The sequence below is a fragment of the Raineyella antarctica genome (assembly GCF_900092135.1).
GTDB classification, from domain to species: domain Bacteria; phylum Actinomycetota; class Actinomycetes; order Propionibacteriales; family Propionibacteriaceae; genus Raineyella; species Raineyella antarctica.
Genome location: NZ_FMYF01000001.1, coordinates 425,932 through 448,228 on the forward strand (window position 1 = coordinate 425,932; position 22,297 = coordinate 448,228).

At 68.8% G+C, this 22,297-nt stretch carries 19 protein-coding genes and 1 pseudogene; 10 read left to right on the forward strand and 10 right to left on the reverse strand.

The genetic code is table 11. The features are described from left to right. Positions 1-81: 81 nt before the first annotated feature. From sucB to GA0111570_RS01935, 4 genes are all read right to left on the reverse strand, one after another. Positions 82-1,833, reverse strand: a complete 1,752-nt coding sequence (sucB, locus tag GA0111570_RS01920; protein WP_092605772.1) for a 2-oxoglutarate dehydrogenase, E2 component, dihydrolipoamide succinyltransferase — start codon at positions 1,831-1,833, stop codon at positions 82-84. Between the two features lie 138 nt (positions 1,834-1,971). After that, the gene (locus tag GA0111570_RS01925; RefSeq protein ID WP_175557271.1) at positions 1,972-3,480 is read right to left on the reverse strand and encodes a leucyl aminopeptidase; all 1,509 of its coding nucleotides are present in this window, start codon (positions 3,478-3,480) and stop codon (positions 1,972-1,974) included. 189 nt (positions 3,481-3,669) lie between these two features. Further along, complete coding sequence (locus tag GA0111570_RS01930) at positions 3,670-3,873, reverse strand: hypothetical protein (protein ID WP_092605776.1); 204 nt, start codon at positions 3,871-3,873, stop codon at positions 3,670-3,672. Positions 3,874-3,877: 4 nt separating this feature from the next. After that, complete coding sequence (locus GA0111570_RS01935; protein ID WP_092605778.1) at positions 3,878-4,438, reverse strand: DUF3043 domain-containing protein; 561 nt, start codon at positions 4,436-4,438, stop codon at positions 3,878-3,880. 250 nt (positions 4,439-4,688) lie between these two features. Between GA0111570_RS01935 and GA0111570_RS01940 the strand changes: the two are divergent. The 7 genes and pseudogenes from GA0111570_RS01940 to GA0111570_RS01970 form a co-directional block, all read left to right on the forward strand. After that, positions 4,689-5,435 (forward strand): annotated as a pseudogene (locus GA0111570_RS01940) (PspA/IM30 family protein); the annotation flags it as partial. Positions 5,436-5,653: 218 nt separating this feature from the next. Next, positions 5,654-5,938 carry a PspA-associated protein PspAA gene (pspAA, locus tag GA0111570_RS01945; RefSeq protein ID WP_092605782.1) on the forward strand — a complete coding sequence of 95 codons (285 nt, stop codon included), beginning with the start codon at positions 5,654-5,656 and terminating at the stop codon, positions 5,936-5,938. A 28-nt stretch (positions 5,939-5,966) separates the two neighbouring features. After that, a complete protein-coding gene (locus GA0111570_RS01950; RefSeq protein ID WP_175557272.1) occupies positions 5,967-7,115 on the forward strand; it encodes a glycerate kinase in 1,149 nt (382 codons plus the stop codon). Between the two features lie 214 nt (positions 7,116-7,329). Further along, the gene (locus tag GA0111570_RS01955; protein ID WP_092605786.1) at positions 7,330-7,680 is read left to right on the forward strand and encodes a HesB/IscA family protein; all 351 of its coding nucleotides are present in this window, start codon (positions 7,330-7,332) and stop codon (positions 7,678-7,680) included. A 307-nt stretch (positions 7,681-7,987) separates the two neighbouring features. After that, positions 7,988-8,809, forward strand: coding sequence for an aa3-type cytochrome oxidase subunit II (gene ctaC, locus GA0111570_RS01960; RefSeq protein WP_483880028.1), 822 nt, complete (start codon positions 7,988-7,990; stop codon positions 8,807-8,809). Then, on the forward strand, positions 8,806-10,524 hold the full coding sequence (ctaD, locus tag GA0111570_RS01965; RefSeq protein ID WP_175557288.1) for an aa3-type cytochrome oxidase subunit I: 1,719 nt from the start codon (positions 8,806-8,808) through the stop codon (positions 10,522-10,524). The genes ctaC and ctaD overlap by 4 nt, the downstream gene beginning before the upstream one ends. Then, the gene (locus GA0111570_RS01970) at positions 10,521-10,934 is read left to right on the forward strand and encodes a cytochrome c oxidase subunit 4 (protein WP_092605791.1); all 414 of its coding nucleotides are present in this window, start codon (positions 10,521-10,523) and stop codon (positions 10,932-10,934) included. Before ctaD ends, GA0111570_RS01970 begins: the two co-directional genes overlap by 4 nt. Positions 10,935-11,050: 116 nt before the next feature. On the opposite strand, the gene GA0111570_RS01975 is transcribed toward GA0111570_RS01970, so the two are convergent. Both GA0111570_RS01975 and GA0111570_RS01980 read right to left on the reverse strand, forming a co-directional pair. Further along, positions 11,051-12,514 (reverse strand): GuaB1 family IMP dehydrogenase-related protein, encoded by a 1,464-nt coding sequence (locus GA0111570_RS01975; RefSeq protein ID WP_092605792.1) that lies wholly within the window; start codon positions 12,512-12,514, stop codon positions 11,051-11,053. 165 nt (positions 12,515-12,679) lie between these two features. Further along, positions 12,680-14,638, reverse strand: a complete 1,959-nt coding sequence (locus tag GA0111570_RS01980) for an MFS transporter (protein ID WP_217633972.1) — start codon at positions 14,636-14,638, stop codon at positions 12,680-12,682. Between the two features lie 241 nt (positions 14,639-14,879). Between GA0111570_RS01980 and GA0111570_RS01985 the strand changes: the two genes are divergently transcribed. Next, entirely contained in the window at positions 14,880-15,920 is a 1,041-nt protein-coding gene (locus GA0111570_RS01985; RefSeq protein ID WP_092605794.1) for a glutathione S-transferase family protein, read from the forward strand. A 179-nt stretch (positions 15,921-16,099) separates the two neighbouring features. Here the strand turns inward: GA0111570_RS01985 and qcrB are convergent, their stop codons facing one another. The 4 genes from qcrB to ctaE are packed head-to-tail and all read right to left on the reverse strand — an operon-like array spanning position 16,100 to position 20,307. Continuing rightward, positions 16,100-17,824, reverse strand: a complete 1,725-nt coding sequence (qcrB, locus tag GA0111570_RS01990) for a cytochrome bc1 complex cytochrome b subunit (protein ID WP_425438591.1) — start codon at positions 17,822-17,824, stop codon at positions 16,100-16,102. Then, positions 17,824-18,915, reverse strand: a complete 1,092-nt coding sequence (gene qcrA, locus GA0111570_RS01995; protein ID WP_425438594.1) for a cytochrome bc1 complex Rieske iron-sulfur subunit — start codon at positions 18,913-18,915, stop codon at positions 17,824-17,826. The genes qcrB and qcrA overlap by 1 nt, the downstream gene beginning before the upstream one ends. After that, entirely contained in the window at positions 18,891-19,694 is an 804-nt protein-coding gene (gene qcrC / locus GA0111570_RS02000; RefSeq protein ID WP_092605795.1) for a cytochrome bc1 complex diheme cytochrome c subunit, read from the reverse strand. Before qcrC ends, qcrA begins: the two co-directional genes overlap by 25 nt. 40 nt (positions 19,695-19,734) lie before the next feature. Then, positions 19,735-20,307: an aa3-type cytochrome oxidase subunit III gene (gene ctaE / locus GA0111570_RS02005; protein ID WP_092605797.1), complete on the reverse strand. Its 573-nt coding sequence runs from the start codon at positions 20,305-20,307 to the stop codon at positions 19,735-19,737. A gap of 397 nt (positions 20,308-20,704) precedes the next feature. Between ctaE and GA0111570_RS02010 the strand changes: the two genes are divergently transcribed. Together GA0111570_RS02010 and trpD are read left to right on the forward strand one after the other, a co-directional pair. Next, positions 20,705-21,130: a hypothetical protein gene (locus GA0111570_RS02010; RefSeq protein WP_092605799.1), complete on the forward strand. Its 426-nt coding sequence runs from the start codon at positions 20,705-20,707 to the stop codon at positions 21,128-21,130. Between the two features lie 104 nt (positions 21,131-21,234). Further along, a complete protein-coding gene (gene trpD, locus GA0111570_RS02015) occupies positions 21,235-22,290 on the forward strand; it encodes an anthranilate phosphoribosyltransferase (protein ID WP_092605801.1) in 1,056 nt (351 codons plus the stop codon). Positions 22,291-22,297: the final 7 nt, after the last annotated feature.

A 22,297-nucleotide genomic window follows, 5' to 3' on the forward strand; every position in this document is an offset into this window, starting at 1 on the left:
GCCGGACCGTGGACGACGAGGCGGCCCCGGGATCACTCCCGGGGCCGCCTCCTGCGTCGTCAGTCGCTCATCGGCCGGCTGTCAGACCTGCACGCCGAACTCGGCGCCGAAGTCGCCGTCCTCCAGACGGTCCTTGACCGTCACCAGGAAGCGGCCCGCGTCCGCGCCGTCGATGATGCGGTGGTCGTAGGACAGGTTGAGGTGCATCATGTCCCGGATCGCGATGGTCTCACCGAGGTGCTTGTCGAGCAGGACCACCGGCCGCTTCACCATGGCACCGGTGCCGAGGATGGCCGACTCCGGCTGGTTGATGATCGGCGTGTCGCTCAGGGTGCCGATCGAGCCGTAGTTGGTGATGGTGAAGGTGCCACCGGACAGCTCGTCCGGGGAGACCTTGGCATTGCGGGTACGGCTGCCCAGGTCGGCGATCGCCTTGGCCAGCTCGGTGACGCTCAGGTCTCCGGCGTTCTTGAGCACCGGAACCATCAGGCCCTTGGGGGTATCGACGGCCAGGCCCAGGTTCTCGCTGGCCGGGTACGAGATCGTCTTGTCGTCCATGTTCGCGACGGCGTTGACGATCGGGTACTGCTGCAGGGCCTCGAGGGTCGCCTTCGCGATGAATGCGAGGTAGGTCAGGCTGACACCGTTCTTGGCCTTGAAGTCGTCCTTCACCCGGGCACGCAGCCGCGAGATCACAGTGAGGTCGACCTCGACGGTGGCGGTCAGCTGGGCTGCGATGTCCTTCGAGTCGCGCATCCGACGAGCGATCGTCTGACGGATCCGCGACATCTTCTGGGTCGTGCCGCGCAGCGGGGAGACCTCGGGGGCTGCCGCAGCGGCGGCCGGCGCCGGGGCGGCTGCCTCGGCGGGAGCCTTCGCGGCGTCCAGGACGTCCTGCTTGCGGATGCGGCCACCCACACCGGTGCCCTTCAGCGACGCCAGGTCGACGTTATGCTCCGCGGCCAGCTTGCGGACCAGCGGGGTGACGTACGCGGCCTCGGCCACGTCACCTCCGGCGGCGCGCGGGGCAACGGCCGGGGTCGGAGCCGGAACCGCGGGCGCGGACGGCGCCGGAGCTGCGGGAGCAGGAGCCGGAGCTGCAGCGGCGGGGGCCGGAGCGGCCGGGGCAGCGGCCGGAGCGGGGGCGGGGGCGGGGGCCTCGGCGGCTGGTGCCGGTGCCTGCTGGGTCGGGGCGGCGGGTGCTGCTGCTGCGTCGGCGTTGCCGATGACGGCGAGGACGGCGCCGACCTCGACGGTCTCGTCCTCCTGGACGCGGATCTCCAGGATGGTGCCGGCGACCGGGGAGGGGACCTCGGTGTCGACCTTGTCGGTGGAGATCTCGACCAGGGGCTCGTCGACGGCGACGGTGTCGCCGACCTTCTTCAGCCAGGTGGAGACGGTGCCTTCGGTGACGGACTCACCGAGGGCCGGCAGGGTGATCTCGGTGCCCTGGGCGGGCGCGGAGGACGCGGCGGGGGCGGGGGTCTCGGCAGCGGGGGCCTGGGCCTCCTGGGCCGGGGCGGCGGGAGCGGGGGCCTCGGCGGCTGGGGCCGGAGCCTGCTGGGCCGGGGCGGCCGGCTGCGAGGGGGCCTCGCCGGCCTCGCCGATCACGGCCAGCACCGCACCGACCTCGACGGTCTCGTCCTCCTGGACAAGGATCTCCAGCACCGTTCCAGCGACCGGAGAGGGGATCTCGGTGTCGACCTTGTCGGTGGAGATCTCGACCAACGGCTCGTCGACGGCGACGGTATCGCCGACCTTCTTCAGCCAAGTAGAGACGGTGCCCTCGGTAACACTTTCACCAAGGGCCGGGAGGGCTACAGAAGTCGACATGATCGCTTAGGACTCCTTCAGAACGGTGACGACGCAGTCAGTACGTCGTTACCCTACCCGTACGCGCAGGCCTTGAGTACGAGGTTCCAGCGAGCCGCACGGCGCCGGTACGCTGCGGATCCCGGCCCCGGCCACCGCTCATTCCAAGGTGAGCGCGAGGTCCACGAGGGTCCGTACGCCCGCCCCCGTCCCACCCGAGGAGAGGTGTCCCTCGGGCGCGCCGTCGTGCCAGGCGGGCCCGGCGATGTCCAGGTGGGCCCAGTGGGCGTCGCCGACGAAGTGCTCCAGGAAGGCCGCCGCGATCTGCATGCCCAGGTACGTCTCGGTGCTGGCCGAGGCCAGGTCGGCGTACGGGGACTCGAGCTTGTCACGTGCCTCGTCGGTGAGCGGCAGTTGCCACATGGCCTCACCCGAGGACTCGGCGGAGTGCAGCAGGCGACCGGCGACCAGGTCGGAGTTCGCGACAAGGCCGATGGTGCTCGGGCCCAGGGCGCGGATGCAGGCCCCGGTGAGGGTGGCGATGTCGACGACCAGGTCGGCGTCCTCCACCTGGGCGGCGGCCAGGCAGTCGGCCAGCACCAGGCGTCCCTCGGCATCGGTGTTGGTCACCTCGACCGTCGTGCCGTCGCGCATGGTCAGGATGTCGGAGGGCCGGTAGGCGGTCCCCGACGGCATGTTCTCCACCAGGCCCGCGTAGGCGACGACCTCCACCCGAAGGCCCAGGTCGGCGATCGCGCGCAGGGCGGTCATCACGGCCGCGGCCCCACCCATGTCGGACTTCATCGTCAGCATCCGGCCGGCCGGCTTGATGTCGATGCCGCCGCTGTCGAAGGTCACCCCCTTGCCGACAAGGACCAGCTTCTGGGCGGCACCCTCGGGGGAGTAGGCGGCCCGTACGACCCGCGGCCGGTGGGCGGACCCGCCGCCCACGGCCAGGACCCCGCCGAAGCCCTCGGTCCGCAGGCGGTCCTCGTCCAGGACGTCCATCTCGACCGGTGACCCGTCGAACCATCGGGTCAGTTCGTCGGCGAAGGACTCGGGAAAGAGCAGGTTGGCAGGCGCGTTGACCCAGTCGCGGGCCCGGGCGACGGCGGCCGTCACGGCGATCGCGTGCCGCGCCGGGGACTCGTGGTCGGTCGCGTCACGGTCCAGCACGACGACCTCGCCGATCCGGGCCTCCGGGACGGTGCCGACCGGGTGCAGCGTTCGGTAGCCGCCGAGCAGGCCACCCTCGGCGGTCGCGCGAACCATCTCGTGCACCGACATGGCTCCCGCCGCGCCCTCGTGGTGCAGCAGCAGCCCCACTCGTGCACCGGCACCGTCGTCCAGGCCGGCACCGATCCAGCGGACCGCTGCGCCGGCCCCCCGCCGGAGGGCGTCCGGGCTCGGAAGACCCGCCCCGAGGCCGACGGCGACGACCCGGGCTCCGGTGGAGAGTCGCCCCAGCGACGTGGTCGTGCCCAGCTTCGTCCTGCGCTCCGCACCGGAGGACAGCAGGTCCAGGTCGAGCGGCCCGGCGTCCACGTCCTCGGGGAGCGAGTGGCTGACACTGCCGTCGGCCTCCAGCCGGATCCCCACCACCAGGTAGTCCAGTTCGGCGGGCAGTTCCTCGGCCAGGGACAGACGGGGCAGGGTGGTGGTGTTCACCGGAGTTCCTCTCGCGCGACGACGGACGTACGTGACCAGTGGCGCGGCGCCCCGGACGTGCTGGAGGTCCGGCACGAGCCGGTGGCGTGCCGTGCCCTGCGTGCCACGGTAGTCCGGCGCCGGGCGCGACCCAACGGTGGGCGGCCAGGGGTGACCCGGCTCAACGGGACCGTAGGTCCGGGCGGGCGATCAGGCGCTGAGAGACATCGGTCCGTAGACGACAGTGCCGGCCTCGAGCAGCGTGACGGCTTCGATCCCGGCATCGTCCAGCTCGGTCCAGTGCTCGGAGAACCAGGCCTCCGCGGCCGACTGGTCGGGGAAGCCGGTCGCCAGCCCGAGGTCGGCAGCGGTCGCCTCGTCGAGTACGGGGGTGGTCGCCCAGGTGAAGGCCATCGGCTCAGACCTGCTCGCCGCGCTTGACCCGCGGGGCAGGCATGCGCCAGCGGCGGATCTGGAGGGTGCGGTTCATGCCGTAGAGGAACAGCCCGCTGCGGGACTGGCCGGGCAGGCGCTCGTCATGGATCCTGGTGAACTGGCGCCACATGATGACCAGGTCGACCAGCACCGCGAGGACGACCAGGTAGAAGAAGATCATCGTGGCGTTGGCCAGGGCGGGGTTCTTGCCCAGGACCAGGCTGGCGGCCAGCACGATCAGCAGGACCGGCATGACGACCTCGCCGAGCCGGAACTTGGAGTCCACCACGTCACGCATGAGGGTGCGGCCCGGGTCGGAGTCGCGCTCCCGGGTCTGCTCCATCCGCGAGCGACGGCTCGCCTCGGCCTCGCGCTGTCGGCGCTCCTTGCTCGTGAGCGTCGGGTTGAGCCTTGCCTTGCGGGCGGCCTCGGCCTCCCTGCGCGTGGGCGTGGGCCCTTCCTTCTTCTGGCGGCCGGCGGGGGTGGCCGGAGTCGGGGCCACCGGCTGCTCGGCGGCCTTCTCCTTCTTGCTGAACAGTCCCACGTCGACCTTTCACGTTCCGGAACGGGCCTGGCCCGCTGGTGCCGGGGCCCTCGGTTGCTGGGCCCACCTCCCAAGACTAGCCGCACGCACCTCGGCCGAACGCCGCAGTCTGCCGGCGAGAAGGATGGGGGACCTCACCCGCTGACCCCCGAATCGCCTCCCCGGGGTGGTGCCCCTGGCCACCCGAGCGCCTAGGCTGGAGGACGTACGTACGACCCGAGCGCCCCAACGGAAGGACCAGGGACCGTCTATGAGTGGCATCTTCCAGAGAATCTCGACGATCTTCAACACCAAGGCCAACAAGGCCCTGGACCGTATGGAGGACCCGCGCGAGACTCTCGACTACTCCTACGAGCGCCAGCTCGAGCTGCTGCGCAAGGTCCGCCGTGGTGTCGCCGACGTGGCCACCAGCCGCAAGCGGGTCGAGCTACAGGCCAACCAGCTCAACCAGCAGGTCGACAAGCTCGACCAGCAGGCCCGCCGGGCACTCGAGATCGGACGCGAGGACCTCGCCCGCGAGGCGCTGACCCGCAAGTCCGGCGTCACGACCCAGCTGTCCGACCTGCAGACCCAGCACGCCCAGCTCCAGCAGGAGGAGGAGAAGCTGGTCCGCGCCTCCCAGCGGCTGCAGTCCAAGGTCGACGCCTTCCGCACCAAGAAGGAGACGATCAAGGCCACGTACTCCGCCGCCGAGGCGCAGACCCGGATCAGCGAGGCCTTCTCCGGCATCGGTGAGGAGATGGGTGACGTCGGTCTGGCCATCCAGCGCGCCGAGGACAAGACGCTGCAGATGCAGGCCCGCGCCGGCGCGGTGGACGAGCTGCTCGCCTCCGGTGCCCTCGACGACCCGACAGGGATGGTCCAGGACGACATCACCCGCGAGCTCGACCAGCTGGCCTCCACGTCCCAGGTGGAGAACGAGCTGGCGGCGATGAAGCAGCAGCTGTCCCTCGGTGCGAGCCCGGCCGGGCAGGCCCAGCAGGCGATCGGCGGGGCCCCGCAGGCCCAGCCGGCGATCGGCGGGGCGCCCCAGTACAACCAGGGACAGACCCAGGCGCAGGCCCAGGCGTCCCAGCAGCCCGAGGCCGAGCCGGTGGACGCCGAGGTGTTCGAGCAGGCCGAGGGCCAGCAGTCGTACACCTCCAGTCCCCAGCCGATGCAGCCGTTCGGCCAGCCCACCCCCACCTCGCCCACCAATCGGCAGCAGGAGGCGCAGTGATCGTCCGAATCCTCAACGAAGGCCAGTTCCGACTGTCCGAGGAGGCCCTGGCCTCGCTCAACTCCTTCGATGATGCGGTCGAGCAGGCGGTGAACGCGGAGGACCAGGAGGCGTTGACGGCCGTGCTCCAGGCGCTCCTGGACGACGTCCGGGCGCACGGCGAGATCGTGCCCGACGACGAGCTCGCCGATTCCGACCTGATCCTGCCCGATTCCGAGGCGACCGTCGCAGACGTGCGCGAGTGGCTCAGCGACACCGAGGACGGGCTGATCCCTGACTGAGCAGGCTGCCCACAGCATTTCCGGTCCGGTGCGGGTCGTCTTCGCGACGGACCGCATCGGACCCGTCGCCTCCGCCGAGGCGGGGGAGGCCCTCGCCACCGGCTGGCAGCGTCGTCGCCCCCAGGACCTGCTCGCCGTCGTTCCGCTCGGCGCCGCCGGCGCCGGGCTGCTCGAGGCGTACGCGGCACTGTCCGACAGCGAGGTGCTGATGGCCCCCAGGGGTGCCCAGGACCACGAGGCGGATGACGTCACCCTCCTGCTGGCCGTCGACGGCACCGATGGATTGCTCGTCGGGGTCGACGGCCCCACCCCGGGGCCTGCCGCCGGCCCCGTACCTGACGATGGTGCCTCCTCCGCCGCCTGGGGGGAGGCGATCGCCCGCGCGGTCGCCGATGCCGGTCCCCACGGCCCCGGTTCGGGTACGGGGCGGAGCCGTACGCTGGCGGTCGACCTCGGCGGGTGCGTGGCCCGTGATGCGGGTGCCGGATTGCTGGCCATGCTCGGCGCGGTGGCCGACGTCCCTCTCCTCCAAGGGGGCGCAGCCCTCTCCGGTGCCACGACGGTGGACCTGTCCCCCGTCCGGGCGCTGCTGTCCGGGTTCGACGAAGTCGTCGCCATCGTCCCGGCCGACGAGGCCGACCGTCTGCTGCTCGGGATGCGCGGCATCACGTCCCTGTACGGGGCGGCACTGCGCGAGGCCGGGCTGCCCTGGGATCCGGCCGACCTGCTCCGGGCCGATGCCGGGCTGGAACGGTTCAGCCGGCTGGTCGCCCCCGGACTGGCCGACGCACCGGGACTGGGGGCCTGCGGAGGAGCGGCGTACGCCCTCGCCGCTCTCGGGGCCCGGATCGTCACCGGACCGCAGTGGCTCGCAGAACGGGTCGACCTTGCCAGCACGCTGCACTCGGCAGACCTCGTCGTGACCGGTGCCGGAGCCTATGACTTCGCCCACCGGGGCGGTGAGACCGTCGAGGCCGTGGTCGCAATGTCCGGAGCGGCGATGCGTCCGGTGGTTGCGGTGGCCGCAGTGGTGACCATCTCCTCGCGCGAGATGCGTTCGCACGGGTTGGAGGCCGCCTACGCGCTGAGCGAGGCGCCCCCGGGGACCGCGGTCGACCTCTCCGTCGCGGACCTGGCCGCGATGGGGGAGCGGTTGGCCAGGACCTGGACGGCCTGACCCTGCAGGACGAGGGGTTGGATCAGCGGCCGAGGCCACCTAGACTGGGGTCCACAGTTGTTATGTCAACGACATTGCTCGAAACGACTCGGTCCGAAACGACCCGGTTCGCGAACGGGGGTGTTCGGCAAGGGCGAGTGCCCGCCGACGACAGCTGACCGAGAACAAGATCTGTCTGTCAACCACATCCTGGTGTGGTCGGAGGAGGAACGATATGACCGTGCAGAACGAGGCCCCCGTCCAGGGCGCCAAGCTCACCACCGGCGCCGCAGCGAAGGTGAAGTCCCTTCTCGAGGGTGAGGGCCGCGACGACCTGGCCCTGCGCATCGCCGTACAGCCGGGTGGCTGCTCCGGCCTGCGCTACCAGCTCTTCTTCGACGAGCGCGAGCTCGAGGGTGACGTCGTCAACACCATCGACGGCGTCAACGTGGTCACCGACCGGATGAGCGCCCCCTACCTGAGCGGTGCCACCATCGACTTCATGGACACCATCGAGCAGCAGGGGTTCACCATCGACAACCCCAACGCGCAGAGTTCCTGCGCGTGCGGCGACAGCTTCCACTGATCATTCCGTGAGCTGGTGACCGTGCCGATCACCGGCACGGGAAGAGGCCGGGGTCACGTCCTTGAGGACGCGTCCCCGGCCTCTTTCATGCCTGGTCAGACGTATTTCGCGCGCGCCAGAAGTGACCCGCGTCACTCGGCCGGAGGGCCCGACGGGGGAGCGGTCACGAGTAAGTCTCGACGACAGCCAGCGTACCCATTCTCGGTTAATGTGGGAACGACCGGAATAGGCAGCAGGGTTGCGCCCTGCCGCCAGCGCATGATCGGAAGGGTGTGACGTGGGTTTGAAGGGATGGCGGCGACCACGAGTGTGGCTCGCTCTCGGTGCCACTGGTTTGGCGATGACGCTGACCGGTTGCGGCGACATACAGCAAGGGGCCGGTCAAGGCCGGTACCTGGGTCTGCCCGAGCCCACGAGCGATCGTGCTCAGGCTATGGGCCAGATGTACGTGGGTTCATGGATCGCGGCGTTCATCGTCGGTGCCCTCGTGCTCGCGATTCTTATCTACTCCATCATCAAGTTCCGCCGGCGTGACCCCAACGAGGTCCCGCGCCAGGTGCGATACAACCTGCCGATGGAGTTCGTCTACACGCTCGTGCCGATCGTGATCGTGTGCGTGCTGTTCTTCTACACCGTCGGGACGCAGAACTTCGTCCAGGCCAAGGCCGACACGAACACTGTCCACAAGATCGACGTCGTGGGCTTCAAGTGGTCGTGGGCCTTCAACTACAAGGAGGCCGGTAACCCGGCCATCGGGGCCGACGTCAACCAGATCGGCACCATCGAGTCGCCGCCTACACTGGTGCTCCCGGTGAACGAGCCGGTCCGCTTCACCTTGTACTCCCCGGATGTCATCCACTCGTTCTGGGTCCCGTCGTTCTACTACAAGCTCGACGTCATCCCGGGTCGCTCGAACACCTTCGACGTGACGCCCACCAAGCTCGGGACGTTCGCCGGCAAGTGTGCCGAGCTGTGTGGCACCTACCACTCAGCGATGCTGTTCAACGTGCAGATCGTCACCCCGCAGGAGTACCAGGCGTACCTCAAGGGCCTGCAGGCCCAGGGGCAGACCGGCACCTTCTACGGTCCGCTGCAGAACAACCCCCAGCTCCAGAAGGAGGGGAACTGACGATGGCAACTCTCGAACGCGTGGCCGCGCAGTCTGAGACGCGCGACAGGCCCGCCGTCTCCGCCGGCGCCAGGATCCACGATTGGCTCACCACGACCGACCACAAGCTGCTCGGTCACATGTACCTGATGACCGCGCTGTTCTTCTTCGCGGTCGGCGGTGTTCTCGCTCTGTTCATGCGCGCAGAGCTCGCCAATCCCGGTCTCCAGTACCTGAACTACGAGACCTACAACCAGTTCTTCACGATGCACGGCACGATCATGCTGCTGATGTTCGCGACCCCGGCCTTCGCCGGCTTCGCGAACGCCATCATGCCGCTCCAGATCGGCGCCCCTGACGTCGCCTTCCCGCGTCTGAACTCGTTCTCCTACTGGCTGTACCTCTTCGGCTCGATCACCGCCTGCCTCGGCTTCGTCACGCCCGACGGTGCTGCGAGCTTCGGCTGGACCGCTTACGCCCCGCTGGCCAACTCGATCAACACCCCAGGTACCGGCGGCGACCTGTGGACGGCCGGTCTGTACATGCTGGGCCTGTCCTCGATCTTGGGCTCGGTCAACTTCATCACCACGATCGTGACGATGCGTGCGCCGGGCATGACCATGTTCCGGATGCCGATCTTCACCTGGAACGTCCTGGTCACCGCGATCCTCGTCCTGGTCACCTTCCCGGTGCTCGCCGCCGGCCTGATGGTGCTGTTCGCGGACCGTACGCTCGGCACCCAGATCCTCGACCCGGCCAACGGTGGCCCGCTGCTGTGGCAGCACCTGTTCTGGTTCTTCGGGCACCCCGAGGTGTACGTGCTCGCGCTGCCGTTCTTCGGGATCGCCTCGGAGATCATCCCGGTGTTCAGCCGCAAGCCGATCTTCGGCTACGTCGGCCTGGTCATCGCGACCATCTCCATCGGGGGCCTGTCCTTCACCGTGTGGGCGCACCACATGTTCACCACCGGTGCGGTCAGCCTGCCGTTCTTCTCCTTCATGACCTACCTCATCGGCGTCCCCACCGGCGTGAAGTTCTTCAACTGGCTGGGCACCATGTGGGGTGGCTCGATCTCCCTCGACACCCCGATGCTCTGGACGATCGGCTTCGTGGTCACCTTCCTGTTCGGCGGCCTGACCGGCATCATGCTGGCCTCCCCGCCGCTGGACTTCCAGATGCAGGACTCGTACTTCGTGGTGGCGCACTTCCACTACACCTTGTTCGGCACGGTGGTGTTCACCTTCTTCGGTGGCCTGTACTTCTGGTGGCCGAAGTTCTTCGGCCGGATGCTGAACGAGACCTGGGGCAAGATCCACTTCTGGCTCACCTTCATCGGCTTCCACACCACCTTCCTCGTCCAGCACTGGCTGGGCATCGAGGGCATGCCGCGGCGCTATGCGGACTACCTGGTCAACGACCACTTCACCACGCTGAACCAGATCTCCACGGTCGGTGCCTTCATCACCGGCGTCTCGCTGCTGGCGTTCCTGTGGAACCTCTGGATCTCGCGCAACAACCCGCGCGTCGAGGTCGATGACCCGTGGGGTTGGGCACGCTCGCTGGAGTGGGCCACCTCGTGCCCGCCGCCGCAGTTCAACTTCACCTCGCTGCCGAAGATCCGCTCCGAGGGCCCGGCGTTCGACCTGCACTACCCGGAGATCGCCAATGTCGCCCAGGGCCGGGTGCACGAGGAGTACGACCTGACGACCCGCGAACCCAAGGAGGTCAGCAAGTGAAGGCAGAACAGTGGGTCTTCTGGGCCCTGGCCATCTATTTCGCCCTGATGTCGGCGGTCTACCCGTACATCACCCTGAAGACCGAGGGTCATGTCGAGATCATCGGTACGGTCGTCATTCTGCTGACCCTGGTGTTCACGCTGATGGTCGCCGGCTTCCTGTACGCCACCGGTCGTCGGATGGACAAGCGTCCTGAGGACCGCCAGGACGGGACCATCGCCGAGGGCGCCGGAGCCTATGGCTTCTTCGCCCCGTCCAGCATCTGGCCGTTCTGGTGCGGCCTGGTGGTCATGCTGATCTTCCTGGGCTGGATCTTCGGGTTCTGGCTCTCGATCATCGCCGCCGGCATTGGCGTCTGGGCCGTCGCGGGCTGGTCGCTGCAGTTCTACCGCGGGGACTACGCACACTGACCTGACCGCTGTCAGGACGAGCAGGGGCCCGGACGGTTCGACCGTCCGGGCCCCTTCGTCATCCCGTCATCCCCGCCACTCCGCACGGAGCGCCGCACGAGGACCAGGGCGACGTGTCACCAGCTCGAGTCGAGCGGGCGGCCCTCCTCGTAGCCGGAGGAGGACTGGACGCCCACGACTGCTCGCTCGTTGAACTGGGCCAAGGTGCGCGCCCCCGCGTACGTGCAGCTGGAGCGCACCCCCGAGGTGATGAAGTCGAGCAGGTCCTCCACCCCGGGCCGGCGTGGGTCCAGGTACATCCGCGAGCTGGAGATGCCCTCCTCGAACAGTCCGGCCCGGGCCCGGGCGTACGCGTCCGAGTCGCGGGTGCGGTTGCGCACGGCCCGCGAGGAGGCCATCCCGAAGCTCTCCTTGTACGGCCGTCCCTGGGGGTCGACCTGCAGCTCGCCGGTCGACTCGTGGGTACCGGCGAACCAGGAGCCGATCATCACCGAACCGGCGCCGGCCGCCAGCGCGAGGGCGACGTCGCGCGGGTGGCGGACCCCACCATCGGCCCACACCGCCTTGCCCTCGGCCCGGGCTGCCTCCGCGCACTCCAGCACCGCGCTGAACTGCGGGCGGCCCACCCCGGTCTGCATCCGGGTGGTGCACATCGCACCGGGCCCGACCCCGACCTTGAGCACGTCCGCGCCGGCGCCGACCAGGTCGAGCACACCGGAGGTGGTGACCACGTTGCCGGCGACGATAGGCACCCGGACGCCGGTGCGGCTCGCGAACTCGTCGCGTACCCGCCGGACGGCCTGGAGTGCCTCCAGCATCCGGTCCTGGTGGCCGTGGGCGGTGTCGACGACCAGGACGTCTGCCTCGGAGGTCAGCAGGGCGCGCGTACGTCCCTCGACGTCCCCGCTGATCCCGACCGCCGCGGCGACCATCAGCCGGCCCGCGGCGTCCAGGGCCGGCTGGTAGATGGTGGCGCGGACGGCGCCCTTGCGGGTCATGATCCCGACCAGCTGGTCGTCGTCGGCGATCACGGCCACGTCGAGGTGGTGGTTCTCCAGCGCCTCGAAGACGGCTTTCGGGTCGGTGTCCGAGGGGAGGGTGAGGAAGTCGCTGCGCATCACCTCCTGGACCTGGGCGAAGCGGTCGACCTCGGCGAAGTCCTGCGGCTCCAGCAGGCCCACCGCGCGCCCGCCGTCGACAACCACGGCCACGCCGTGGGCGCGCTTGTGGATCAGCCCCATCGCCTGGCCGACGGTGCTCCCGGGGACGACGTGCACCGGGGTGTCGAACACGGTGTGGGAGGCCTTCACCCGCCGGATCGAGCGGTCGATCTGGTCGGTCGGGATATCCTGCGGCAGCACCGCGATGCCGCCGCGGCGGGCGACGGTCTCGGCCATCCGGCGACCGGAGATCGCCGTCATGTTCGCCACGACGAGGGGGAGAGGGGTCCCGATCCCGTCGGTGCTGGTCAGGTCGACGTCGAACCGGGACGTGACGTTCGAGCGGCTGGGCGCCATGAACACGTCACTGTAGGTGAGGTCGAAGGTGGGGGGACTTGTCAGGAATCGCACGTGTCCCATCTTCCTCCATGACCGACCCGGCGTCTCCTCGGACAACCTCGGAGGGCGCCGCCGGTCTGGCGCGTGCCCATCGGTTGGCTCCGGCATGCCCACAGGGACCGCCTGCGGGACAGCAGGAGGCCCCGTACGGACCGGGGACCGTACGGGGCCGATGTGCGCGGGCGACTAGTCCTGGGTCGAGCGAGCGATCAGCACGGCCATCTTGGGGTTGCTCTTGGCGACCTCCTCGGCGAGGTGCGCCTTGGCGCGCTGGCCGCCGATCTCGGTGTTCAGGATGATGAGGTCGGCATGGAGCTGTTCGGCGAGATCGACGATGGCGCCTCCGCGACCGAACAGGGTCGCGGTCAGGACCTGGCCACTGGCCGACACGCCGCTGCCGCTGACCAGGTTGACGTACTCCTGCAGCTGGGCGACGTGGTGCGGGTCGACGGACGTGTCGTTGTCACCCTGGTTGATGACGGAGCTGCCCACCTCGCCAGCCATGACGTGCTCGGGTGCGAGGTAGACCAGGTGGACGTTCTTGCCGGTGAGTCCCACGAACGAGGAGACCCGCTGCCGGGTGAGCTCGTTGCCGGTCTCGTCGACGACGACCATGATGTTGTCGTACAGACGCTCTCCGGTGACCCGGCCGACGGCTGCCTGGCCCGTACGGATCGGACCCGGGGCGGCCTGGACGGCGGTCGACACGGCCTCGGGCTTCGGGTGCGGGAGGATGAGGGTCAGGATCATCGCGACCAGGGCGATGCCTGCCAGCACATAGAAGATGGTGCCCAGCGATCGGCCGAAGGCCACCGCCAGGGCACCGCCGAGGATCGGGCCGAAGACGCCGCCCAGTCGGCCGAACCCACCGGTCCACGCCACGCCGGCGGCGCGGACGTTGGTCCGGTAGTAATTGGCGGCCAGGGCGTAGATCAGGGACTGTACGCCGGAGGTGCCGACCCCGACCAGGGCGACGGTGATCAGCAGGATCAGGACCATCGGCCCGGCGACGTCGGCCGTCGCGCCCGCCTTCACCTGCTCGGCGGACGGCAGCTGGATCGTACTGGCCAGGTAGCCGATCAGGCCGATGGCGAGCACGCCCACGAGGAAGCCCACGGCCACGACCCGCTGGGGACTGTACCTGTCCGCGAAGCGGGAGCCGTACAGGGTGCCGGCGATCGCGCCCGCGTTCAGCACCAGCAGCAGCGCCAGGCCACCGCTGGATCCCAGGACGGGCAGCATGATCTTCGGCAACCAGGTGTTCAGCGAGTAGACCAGCAACAGGCAGGAGGCCGAGATCAGGCCGATCAGGATGGCCGGGACCAGGTACACGGTGAACAGGCCCGCCCACCCCGTACGCGTGTCGCTGCTCTTGGCCACCTCGGGCCTGATCACGACGGCCTCCGGGATCGGCACACCGGTCCGCTCCGAAACCTGGCGGGCCTTGTCCAGCTTGCCGCGGGAGGCCAGCCATCCCACCGATTCGGGCATCTTCCAGATCGCCAGCGGGAGGATGGTGACCAGCGGCAGGGCGCCGATCATGAACATGGTGTGGAAGGCTGCCGTCTGGTCGGCCAAGGGCGCCTTGATGCTCGGCATGATGGCCAGGGCGAGGAGCGCCGAGAGCAGGGACCCCATGGGCACGCCGGTGTAGGTGAACGCGGTGGCGAGGTTCTTCTTGCCGGGCGGGGCGAACTCGGAGACGATGGCGCCGGTGATGCCCACCAGGGCGCCCACGCCGAGGCCGGTGATGAAGCGCCAGATGCTGAACATGGTGATGGTGCTCGACCAGGCGGTGACGAGCATGCCGATGGAGAACCAGCCCAGGGCCCCCAGCACGACGAGGCGGCGACCGACAACGTCACCGATGGTGCCGGCGACCAGGGCGCCGATCATCACCCCGATCATGGCGTACGAACCCACCACGCCGGCCTGGCCGGGCGTCATGGCTGCGCCCAGGACGCCGTGGGTGGCGTCGCCCAGCGTGAGGCGCGGCAGGACCGCGCCGTACACGACGAGGTCGTAGCCGTCGAAGATCAGGCCGGCGAAGGCCAGGCCGACGACCCAGGCGACGGTGCTCCGCCGCTTCTTCTGCATCGCTGGGCTCTCGTAGTCGAGGGGTGGTGCAGCTGTTGCCTGTGACATGGTGCCTCCTTGCACGGATACATTCTGCGCAGCCGCCCACTGGGGGGCCCACCCAAAAGCATGTCACAGCGGGCCGTCACCCATGTTGTCCTTGGGGGTCCCGAGGGGTGCACTTCGTTAACGATCAGGCATCGACCGGTGCCGTGCACCCCTGCGCGTCGAGGTGCTCGCGGATCTCTCCCGGTTCGCCGTCTTCGACACGGCACTTCCCCTCGGTTGTGGTTCCCCCTACTCTGGAGCCATGGCGGATAAAGATGAAGATTCAATGACCGGCGCCTATGTGACCGCCGGTGAGGACTACAAGCGGGACATGAACTACGTCACCACGCGGATCACCGCCGACGGGCGCGACGGCTTCGCGGTCGAGCCGGGGCGGTACCGGCTCGTGGTCTCGCGTGCGTGTCCCTGGGCCAACCGGGCGATCATCGTCCGTCGGCTGCTCGGGCTGGAGGACGTCCTGTCGATGGGAGTGGCAGGCCCCACCCATGACGCCCGCTCGTGGACCTTCGACCTCGACCCCGACGGGCGGGACCCCGTCCTCGGCTACGAGCGACTGCAGGAGGCGTACTTCGCGCTCGATCCGGACTACCCGCGAGGCATCACGGTTCCCGCCATCGTCGACGTGACGACCGGCAAGCTGGTCACCAACGACTTCGACCAGCTGACCCGGGACCTCTCCGGCGAGTGGACTGCCTACCAGCGCGAGGGTGCGCCCGACCTCTTCCCCGCCGACCTGCACGACGAGCAGGAGTCCGTCATGCGCCGGGTCTTCACCGAGGTCAACAACGGGGTCTACCGCTGCGGGTTCGCCGGCTCCCAGGAGACGTACGAGGCCGCGTACGAGCGCCTCTGGACGGCGATGGACTGGTTGGAGGATCGGCTGGCCACCCGTCGCTACCTGATGGGGGAACGGATCACCGAGGCGGACGTACGCCTCTTCACCACTCTCGTACGCTTCGACCCGGTCTACCACGGCCACTTCAAGTGCAACCGGAACAAGCTCACCGAGATGCCGAACCTCTGGGCGTACGCGCGCGACCTCTTCCAGACCCCGGGTTTCGGGGACACCGTGGACTTCGACCACATCAAGGCCCACTACTACGTCGTGCACGCCGACATCAACCCGACTCGGATCGTCCCGGCCGGCCCCAGCCTGGACAACTGGCTCGAGCCGCACGGTCGTGACGGCCTGCCCACCGACACGTGGGGGAGTGGGGGAACGGCCCCTGGTCCGGTCGCGGAGGCCGAGCGGGTCGACCCGGCCCACACCCCGCTGCGCTGAGACCGGCCCCTGGCCCGACATCGCATCGCTGACGCGCCCGCGAGTCCGGTGTCCGAGCGTCCCCGGTCCCACAAGAGGCCCCGGTCACACAAGAGGCCCCGGTCACACAAGAGGCCCCGGTCACACAAGAGGCCCCCGCCTGGTGGCGGGGGCCTCTTCGTGGCTTCGTGGCTTGCGGGTCAGTGCTTGTCGGCGGGCTCGATCTCGTGACCGTCACCGTGGTGCGAGTGGGCCTCTTCGAGCTCCTCGCGGGTGGGGTGCGGGATATTGGACTCGGACCACCAGTGGGAGGCCCGGGCCCGCATCGCGGAGACGTCGCCGTCGGTTCGACGGACGCCGTGGGCGTCTGCCTGCGCAGCGACGGTGAGCGGCTCGGGAGCGTCGATGGCGGTGAGTGCGAAGGCTTCCTCATGGCTGATCGGGACGTGGTCCTCGATGTAGGCGCCGTTGGCGTCGCGGTGGACCTCGCCGGTCGGGGAGCCGTGCAGCAGCCGCTCCTGGTCGCCCTTCTTCAGGCCCAGGCAGATCCGCTTGGTGACCCAGAAGGCGATCACCGGCACCACGAAGATGGCGAAGCGGAGGAACCAGGAGATCGCGTTCAGGGACAGCTTGAAGTGCGTGGCGATGATGTCGTTGGCACCACCGAACTGCAGCAGCAGCATGAAGGTGATGATCGCGACGCCGAAGGCCGTGCGGGTCGGGTTGTCCTGCGGGCGATCGAGCAGGTTGTGGTTGCGCTCGTCACCGGTGAACCAGTGCTCGATCCAGGGCCACAGGGCCATCAGGGTGAAGAAGGCACCCAGCAGTATCACGCCCGGGACGAAGACGTTCCAGGACCAGGTGGTGTGGCCCCAGTGGGACTCCCAGCCGGGCATGATCCGGACCGCGCCCTCGACCCACCCCATGTACCAGTCCGGCTGGGAGCCGGCGGTGACCTGGGAGGGGTTGTACGGGCCGTAGGTCCACACCGGGTTGATGGAGACCAGGGCGCCGAACAGCGTGATGGTGCCGAAGACGATGAAGAAGAAGCCGGTCATCTTGGCGATGTAGACCGGGAACAGCGGGTAGCCGACCACGTTGTGCTCGGTACGTCCCGGGCCGGGGAACTGGGTGTGCTTCTGGTACACCATGATCACCATGTGCGCGGCGATCAGGCCCAGGATCAGGCCGGGGATGAGCAGGATGTGCACCATGTAGAGCCGCGACACGATCAGGTCGCCCGGGAACTGGCCGTTGAAGACGAAGAACTCGGCCCAGGTCCCGATCAGCGGGATGGAGCGCATCAGGCCATCGGCGAACCGCAGGCCGGTGCCGGACAGCAGGTCGTCGGGCAGCGAGTAGCCGGAGAAGCCGGCCATGGTGCCGAGGAACAGCAGGCCGACGCCGATCAGCCAGTTGATCTCGCGTGGCTTGCGGAAGGCCCCGGTGAAGAAGATTCGGGCGGCGTGGGTGAACATCGCCGCGACGAACAGCAGGGCGGCCCAGTGGTGCATCTGGCGCAGCAGCAGGCCGCCGCGGATGTCCATGGAGATGTCGATGGTCGAGGCGAACGCCTGCGACATCATCATGCCCTTCATCAACTGGTACGAGCCGACGTACTCGACCTCTGCCATCGACGGCTTGAACCAGATGGTCAGGAACACGCCGGTGATCAGCAGGACGATGAAGGACCACAGCGCGATCTCACCGAGCAGGAACGACCAGTGGTCCGGGAAGATCTTTCGCATCAGGAACTTGCTGAGACCACCGACACCGAGGCGGTCGTCGGCCCACTTGGCGAGCGGGCCGCCCTGCTTGACCATCACCGGGGGCAGGTCGATGTCGCGCGCGGAGACCGCGCGCTTGCTCGTGGTGGTTGCGGAGCCGGGATCGCGGGTGTCAGCGACAGGAGCTGGCTTGGCCATCACGCGTCACCTTCCTTGAAATCGTTGCGAGAGTCGCGCTCGAAGTAGCTCGGTCCGACCGGGACGGTGAAGTCCTGGGTCGCGATGAGGTAGCCCTCGCCGTCCACGCCGATCTTGAGCTGGGGCAGCGACCGCGCCGCGGGTCCGAAGACCACGTTGCCCGAGTTGCCCAGGTCGAACGTCGACTGGTGGCAGGGGCACAGAAGGTGGTGCGTCTGCTGTTCCCAGAGGGTGATCGGGCAGCCCACGTGGGTGCAGATCTTCGAGTAGCAGAGGATGCCCGAAACCTGCCAGTCGCGACGGGACTCGGGGATCTTGATCGAGTCGGGATCCATCCGGACGAGGATGATCGACGACTTGGCCTTCGCCTGCTGGTACTCCACGTCGTGGAGTTCGCGCAGATTCTCGGGCTGGGCGTTGACCAGCTGTCCGATCTCCAGGTCGGCGGCCCGGAGCGGCTTCCAGCTTACGTCGTTCACCAGGCGGATCGGCTTCTGCGGAGTGGCCTCGGCGAACAGGGTCCGCTCGATGGTCTGCTGGCGGACCCGCTTGGTGGGCCAGGGACCCATGTCCGCGAGGGTGACGATGAGCGGCAGGGCGAAGAGCCCCAGTGCGCCACCGAGGCTGCCCATCAGGAACCTGCGGCGCGCCACGCCGGAGTCGCGGACGCCGTCGCTGAGCATGACCAGCACCTCGGTGCGGGTCTCCTCGGAGGAGGCGGGATCATGCCGCTCCTCGGTCAGCTCCTCGTCGTTCATCAGGTTACGGGCCCACATGATGACGCCGAGACCGATGAGGAGGATGCCCAGGCCCATGGTCACGCCGAACAGCACGTTGTGCAGGTTGCCGTCGAAGCTGCCCACGCGGATCGCGATGGTGTGCGGGACCGCGAAGTAGATCACCACGGAGGACAGTGCGAAGAGTGCCGACAGTCCGAAGCACGCGATCACGCGACGCTCTGCTTCCTTGTCGACCTCCGGGTCCGAAGCCCGGTAGCTCAGGACATGCGGCTCCACGCCCGGGTCATCGACCGGGCGCGGGGTGAGTTCAGTACTCGCATTGGTGTTCACTTCGAGCGAGCTCCCTTCGATGCGATCCAGGTGGCGATCACGACAAGACCGCCGATGCCGACGACCCAGGCCCACAGGCCCTCGGTGACCGGTCCCAGGTTTCCCAGGGAGAGGCCGCCGCCGGGGTTGCGGTTCTGGACGGTCTCGAGGTAGCCGATGATCTGGGTGGCGTCCTCGTCCGTGATGACGTTCTTGGAGAAGACCGGCATCTGCTGCGGGCCGATACGCATGGCCTCGTAGATGTGGACCGGCTGGACACCGGTCAGCGGGGGCGCGTACTTGCCGTTCGGCAGCGCCCCACCCTGGCCCGACACGTTGTGGCAGGCTGAGCAGTTGGTCTTGAACAGGTCGCCACCGCGGGCGAGCTCCTCATCGGTCAGCTTCGACGGGTCCACGACGCTGGCGGCCGGGATGCCCGGGCCGGGGCCGAGGGTCGCCACGTACGACGAGATGGCCGAGATCTCCTCGGGGGAGAATTCCGAATCCTTGCGCGGGGCCTGCTGGCCCGGACGGGCCATCGGCATGCGGCCGGTGCCCATCTGGAAGTCGACCGAGGCGGCGCCGACGCCGACCAGGGACGGGCCCTGGGAGGTGCCTTCACCGTTCAGGCCGTGGCAGGACGAGCAGGAGACCTGGAAGAGGGCCTTGCCCTCCTGGACCTGCTGGGACAGGCCGGGGGCGGCGGAGACCTGGGAGCTCGGGATGACGAGCGCGTACACGGCTCCGACCAGGAACAGGGCGAGCACCAGGATGAGTGGCTTGGCAGCCGGGTGTCGCCTCCGCGTGGACAGATACTTCACAGCAATGTGCCTCTCTGTGGGTTTGGGTCCGTGACGCTCGTCAGTGGAGGAAGTAGATCACCGAGAAAAGGATGATCCACACCACGTCGACGAAGTGCCAGTAGTACGAGATGGCGATCGCGCTGACCGCCTGCTCGTGGGTGAAGGTCCGCGCGAAGTACGTGCGGGCCGTGATGAACAGGAAGCCGACCAGGCCACCGAGCACGTGGAGGCCATGGAAGCCCGTGCCGAAGAAGAAGACCGAGCCGTACGCGTACGACTGCGGGGTCAGGCCCTCGGAGAACAGGGTCGCGTACTCCATGATCTGGCCGGAGATGAAGAAGGCACCCATGATGAAGGTCAGGAAGTACCACTCGCGCATGCCCCAGCCGCTGATCTTGGCCAGCGAGCCGGTGCGCTTCACCCTCCCGTGCTCGGCCGCGTGCACGCCGAGCTGGCAGGTGACGGAGGACAGCACCAGGACGACGGTGACGACGGCCGACTTGGGTACGTCGAGCCACTCGGCCGGGGTCCAGCCGCCGGTGCCGGCCGCCGCGTGGATGTTGCGCATGTTGAAGTACGCCGCGAAGATCGCGGCGAAGAACATGAGCTCGGATGCGAGCCAGATCCACATGCCGACGGCCAGCGGATCAGGGCGGCCCTGGATGCCGCGGAGTCGGGTAGAGGGAACGGGATGGAGGGCTCCGGTGGGAATAGCCCGCCCAGCGCCCAACGAGTCAGTTGTAGAAGCCACGTGTGCATTATTGCCGGAATCCGGCCCGGGCGCTCCCTGTCCGCTCGCGGTGTGGCGTTTGGTTGGGCGATCGTTACGTCGGGCCCGCGGCGGTGCTCGAAAGCTGCGTGGCGCGCACGAGGGCGTGTGGCGTACGTCACGACCGGCCCGGCCCGGCACTATGCCGACAGGCGGCACGGCGCGGAATGCGCCGTGCGGGTGACACCGCCGGGGGCCGGTCCGGCGGTGGCGCTACGATGCTGGTGTCCGTAGCACCACCGACTGCCCAGGAGAGCAGATGAGCGCACACGCGTCGACCGGCGAGAAGAAGGCGACGGTCCTGCTGTACTCCGATGACCGTGCGGTCCGGGAGAACGTGAAGTTGGCCATCGGGCGCCGGGTGGCCGCCGACCTGCCGCCCATCGAGATCCTGGAGACCGCCACCCACGCCGCGACCCAGCACGCGATGGACGAGGGCGGCGTCGACCTGGCCATCTTCGATGCGGAGGCCGCGCCGGCCGGTGGCATGGGGATGTCCAAGCAGTTCAAGGAGGAGATCGCGGACTGCCCGCCGATCCTGCTCCTGGTGATCCGCAAGGACGATGCGTGGCTGGCGGCCTGGTCCCTGGCGGATCGCATCGAGCGCTACCCGATCGACCAGGTCTCCTTCCCGGAGGCCGTCGCGGCCCTGCTGCGCAACCGCCTGGCCGTCACCGGTTCCTGACGTTCCACTGATCCCACCGGTCGTGAGCCGGCGTCCACGCCGTCCCAGGCCGTCGGCCGCGTTGTCCCAGGGTGGGACACCGGCACCCCTGAAGGAGGAGTGACATGACTGCGAGGAGCCAGACCTGGCCGGACGTGCTGACCGGCCTCGTGAAGGGTCAGGACATGACCCCGGAGGTCACCCGCTGGGCCATGGGCGAGATCCTCAGTGGGAACGCCTCTCCGGTGCAGATCGCCGGCTTCGCCGTCGCGCTGAGCGCGAAGGGTGAGACGGTCGACGAGGTCGCCGGGCTCGCCGAGGTGATGCTGGAGTTCGCCAGGCCGGTGCACGTGGACACCCGCGCGGTCGACGTCGTCGGCTCCGGGGGCGACCGGGCCAACACCGTCAACATCTCCACCATGTCGGCCATCGTGGCTGCCGCCGGGGGAGCCAAGGTGGTCAAGCACGGCAACCGGGCCGCCTCGTCCATGTGCGGCACCGCCGACTGCCTCGAGGCGCTCGGCCTCGTGCTGGACCTGGCTCCCGAGAAGCAGCAGCAGGTGATGGACGAGGAGGGGATCGTCTTCCTCTTCGCCCCGATGTACCACGGCTCCCTGAAGCACGCCGCGGCCCCGCGGCGCGAGCTCGGCATCGCCACGATCTTCAACTACCTGGGCCCGCTGTCCAACCCGGCGCGCCCGCAGGCCCAGGCCATCGGCATCGCCAACGAGAGGATGGCCGGCCTGATCGCCGGTGTCCTCGCCAAGCGCGGCAACCAGGGGATGGTCTTCTTCGGCGGGGACGGGCTCGACGAGCTCACCACCACGACGAGTTCGCGGCTGTGGCTGATCAACGGGGGACGGGTCGTCGCGACCAGTCTGGACCCGCTCGACCTGGGCATCGCGCGAGCCCAGAAGTCCGACCTGGTCGGTGGCGATCCCAGCGTCAACGCCGCGATCGTCCGGGAGACGTTCGCCGGGAAGCCGGGACCCGTACGGGACATCGTCCTGCTCAACGCGGCTGCGACCATGCTCGCCTACGATGGGCCGGACCTCGACGCAGACGCCACCGAGCAGTTCCGGGTCTACGTCGACCGGGCCCGGGAGACCATCGACTCCGGTCGTGCGCTGGCACGACTGGACAGCTGGATCGCGGCCACGCAGCGGCTCGCCTCCGCCTGAGGGGCGG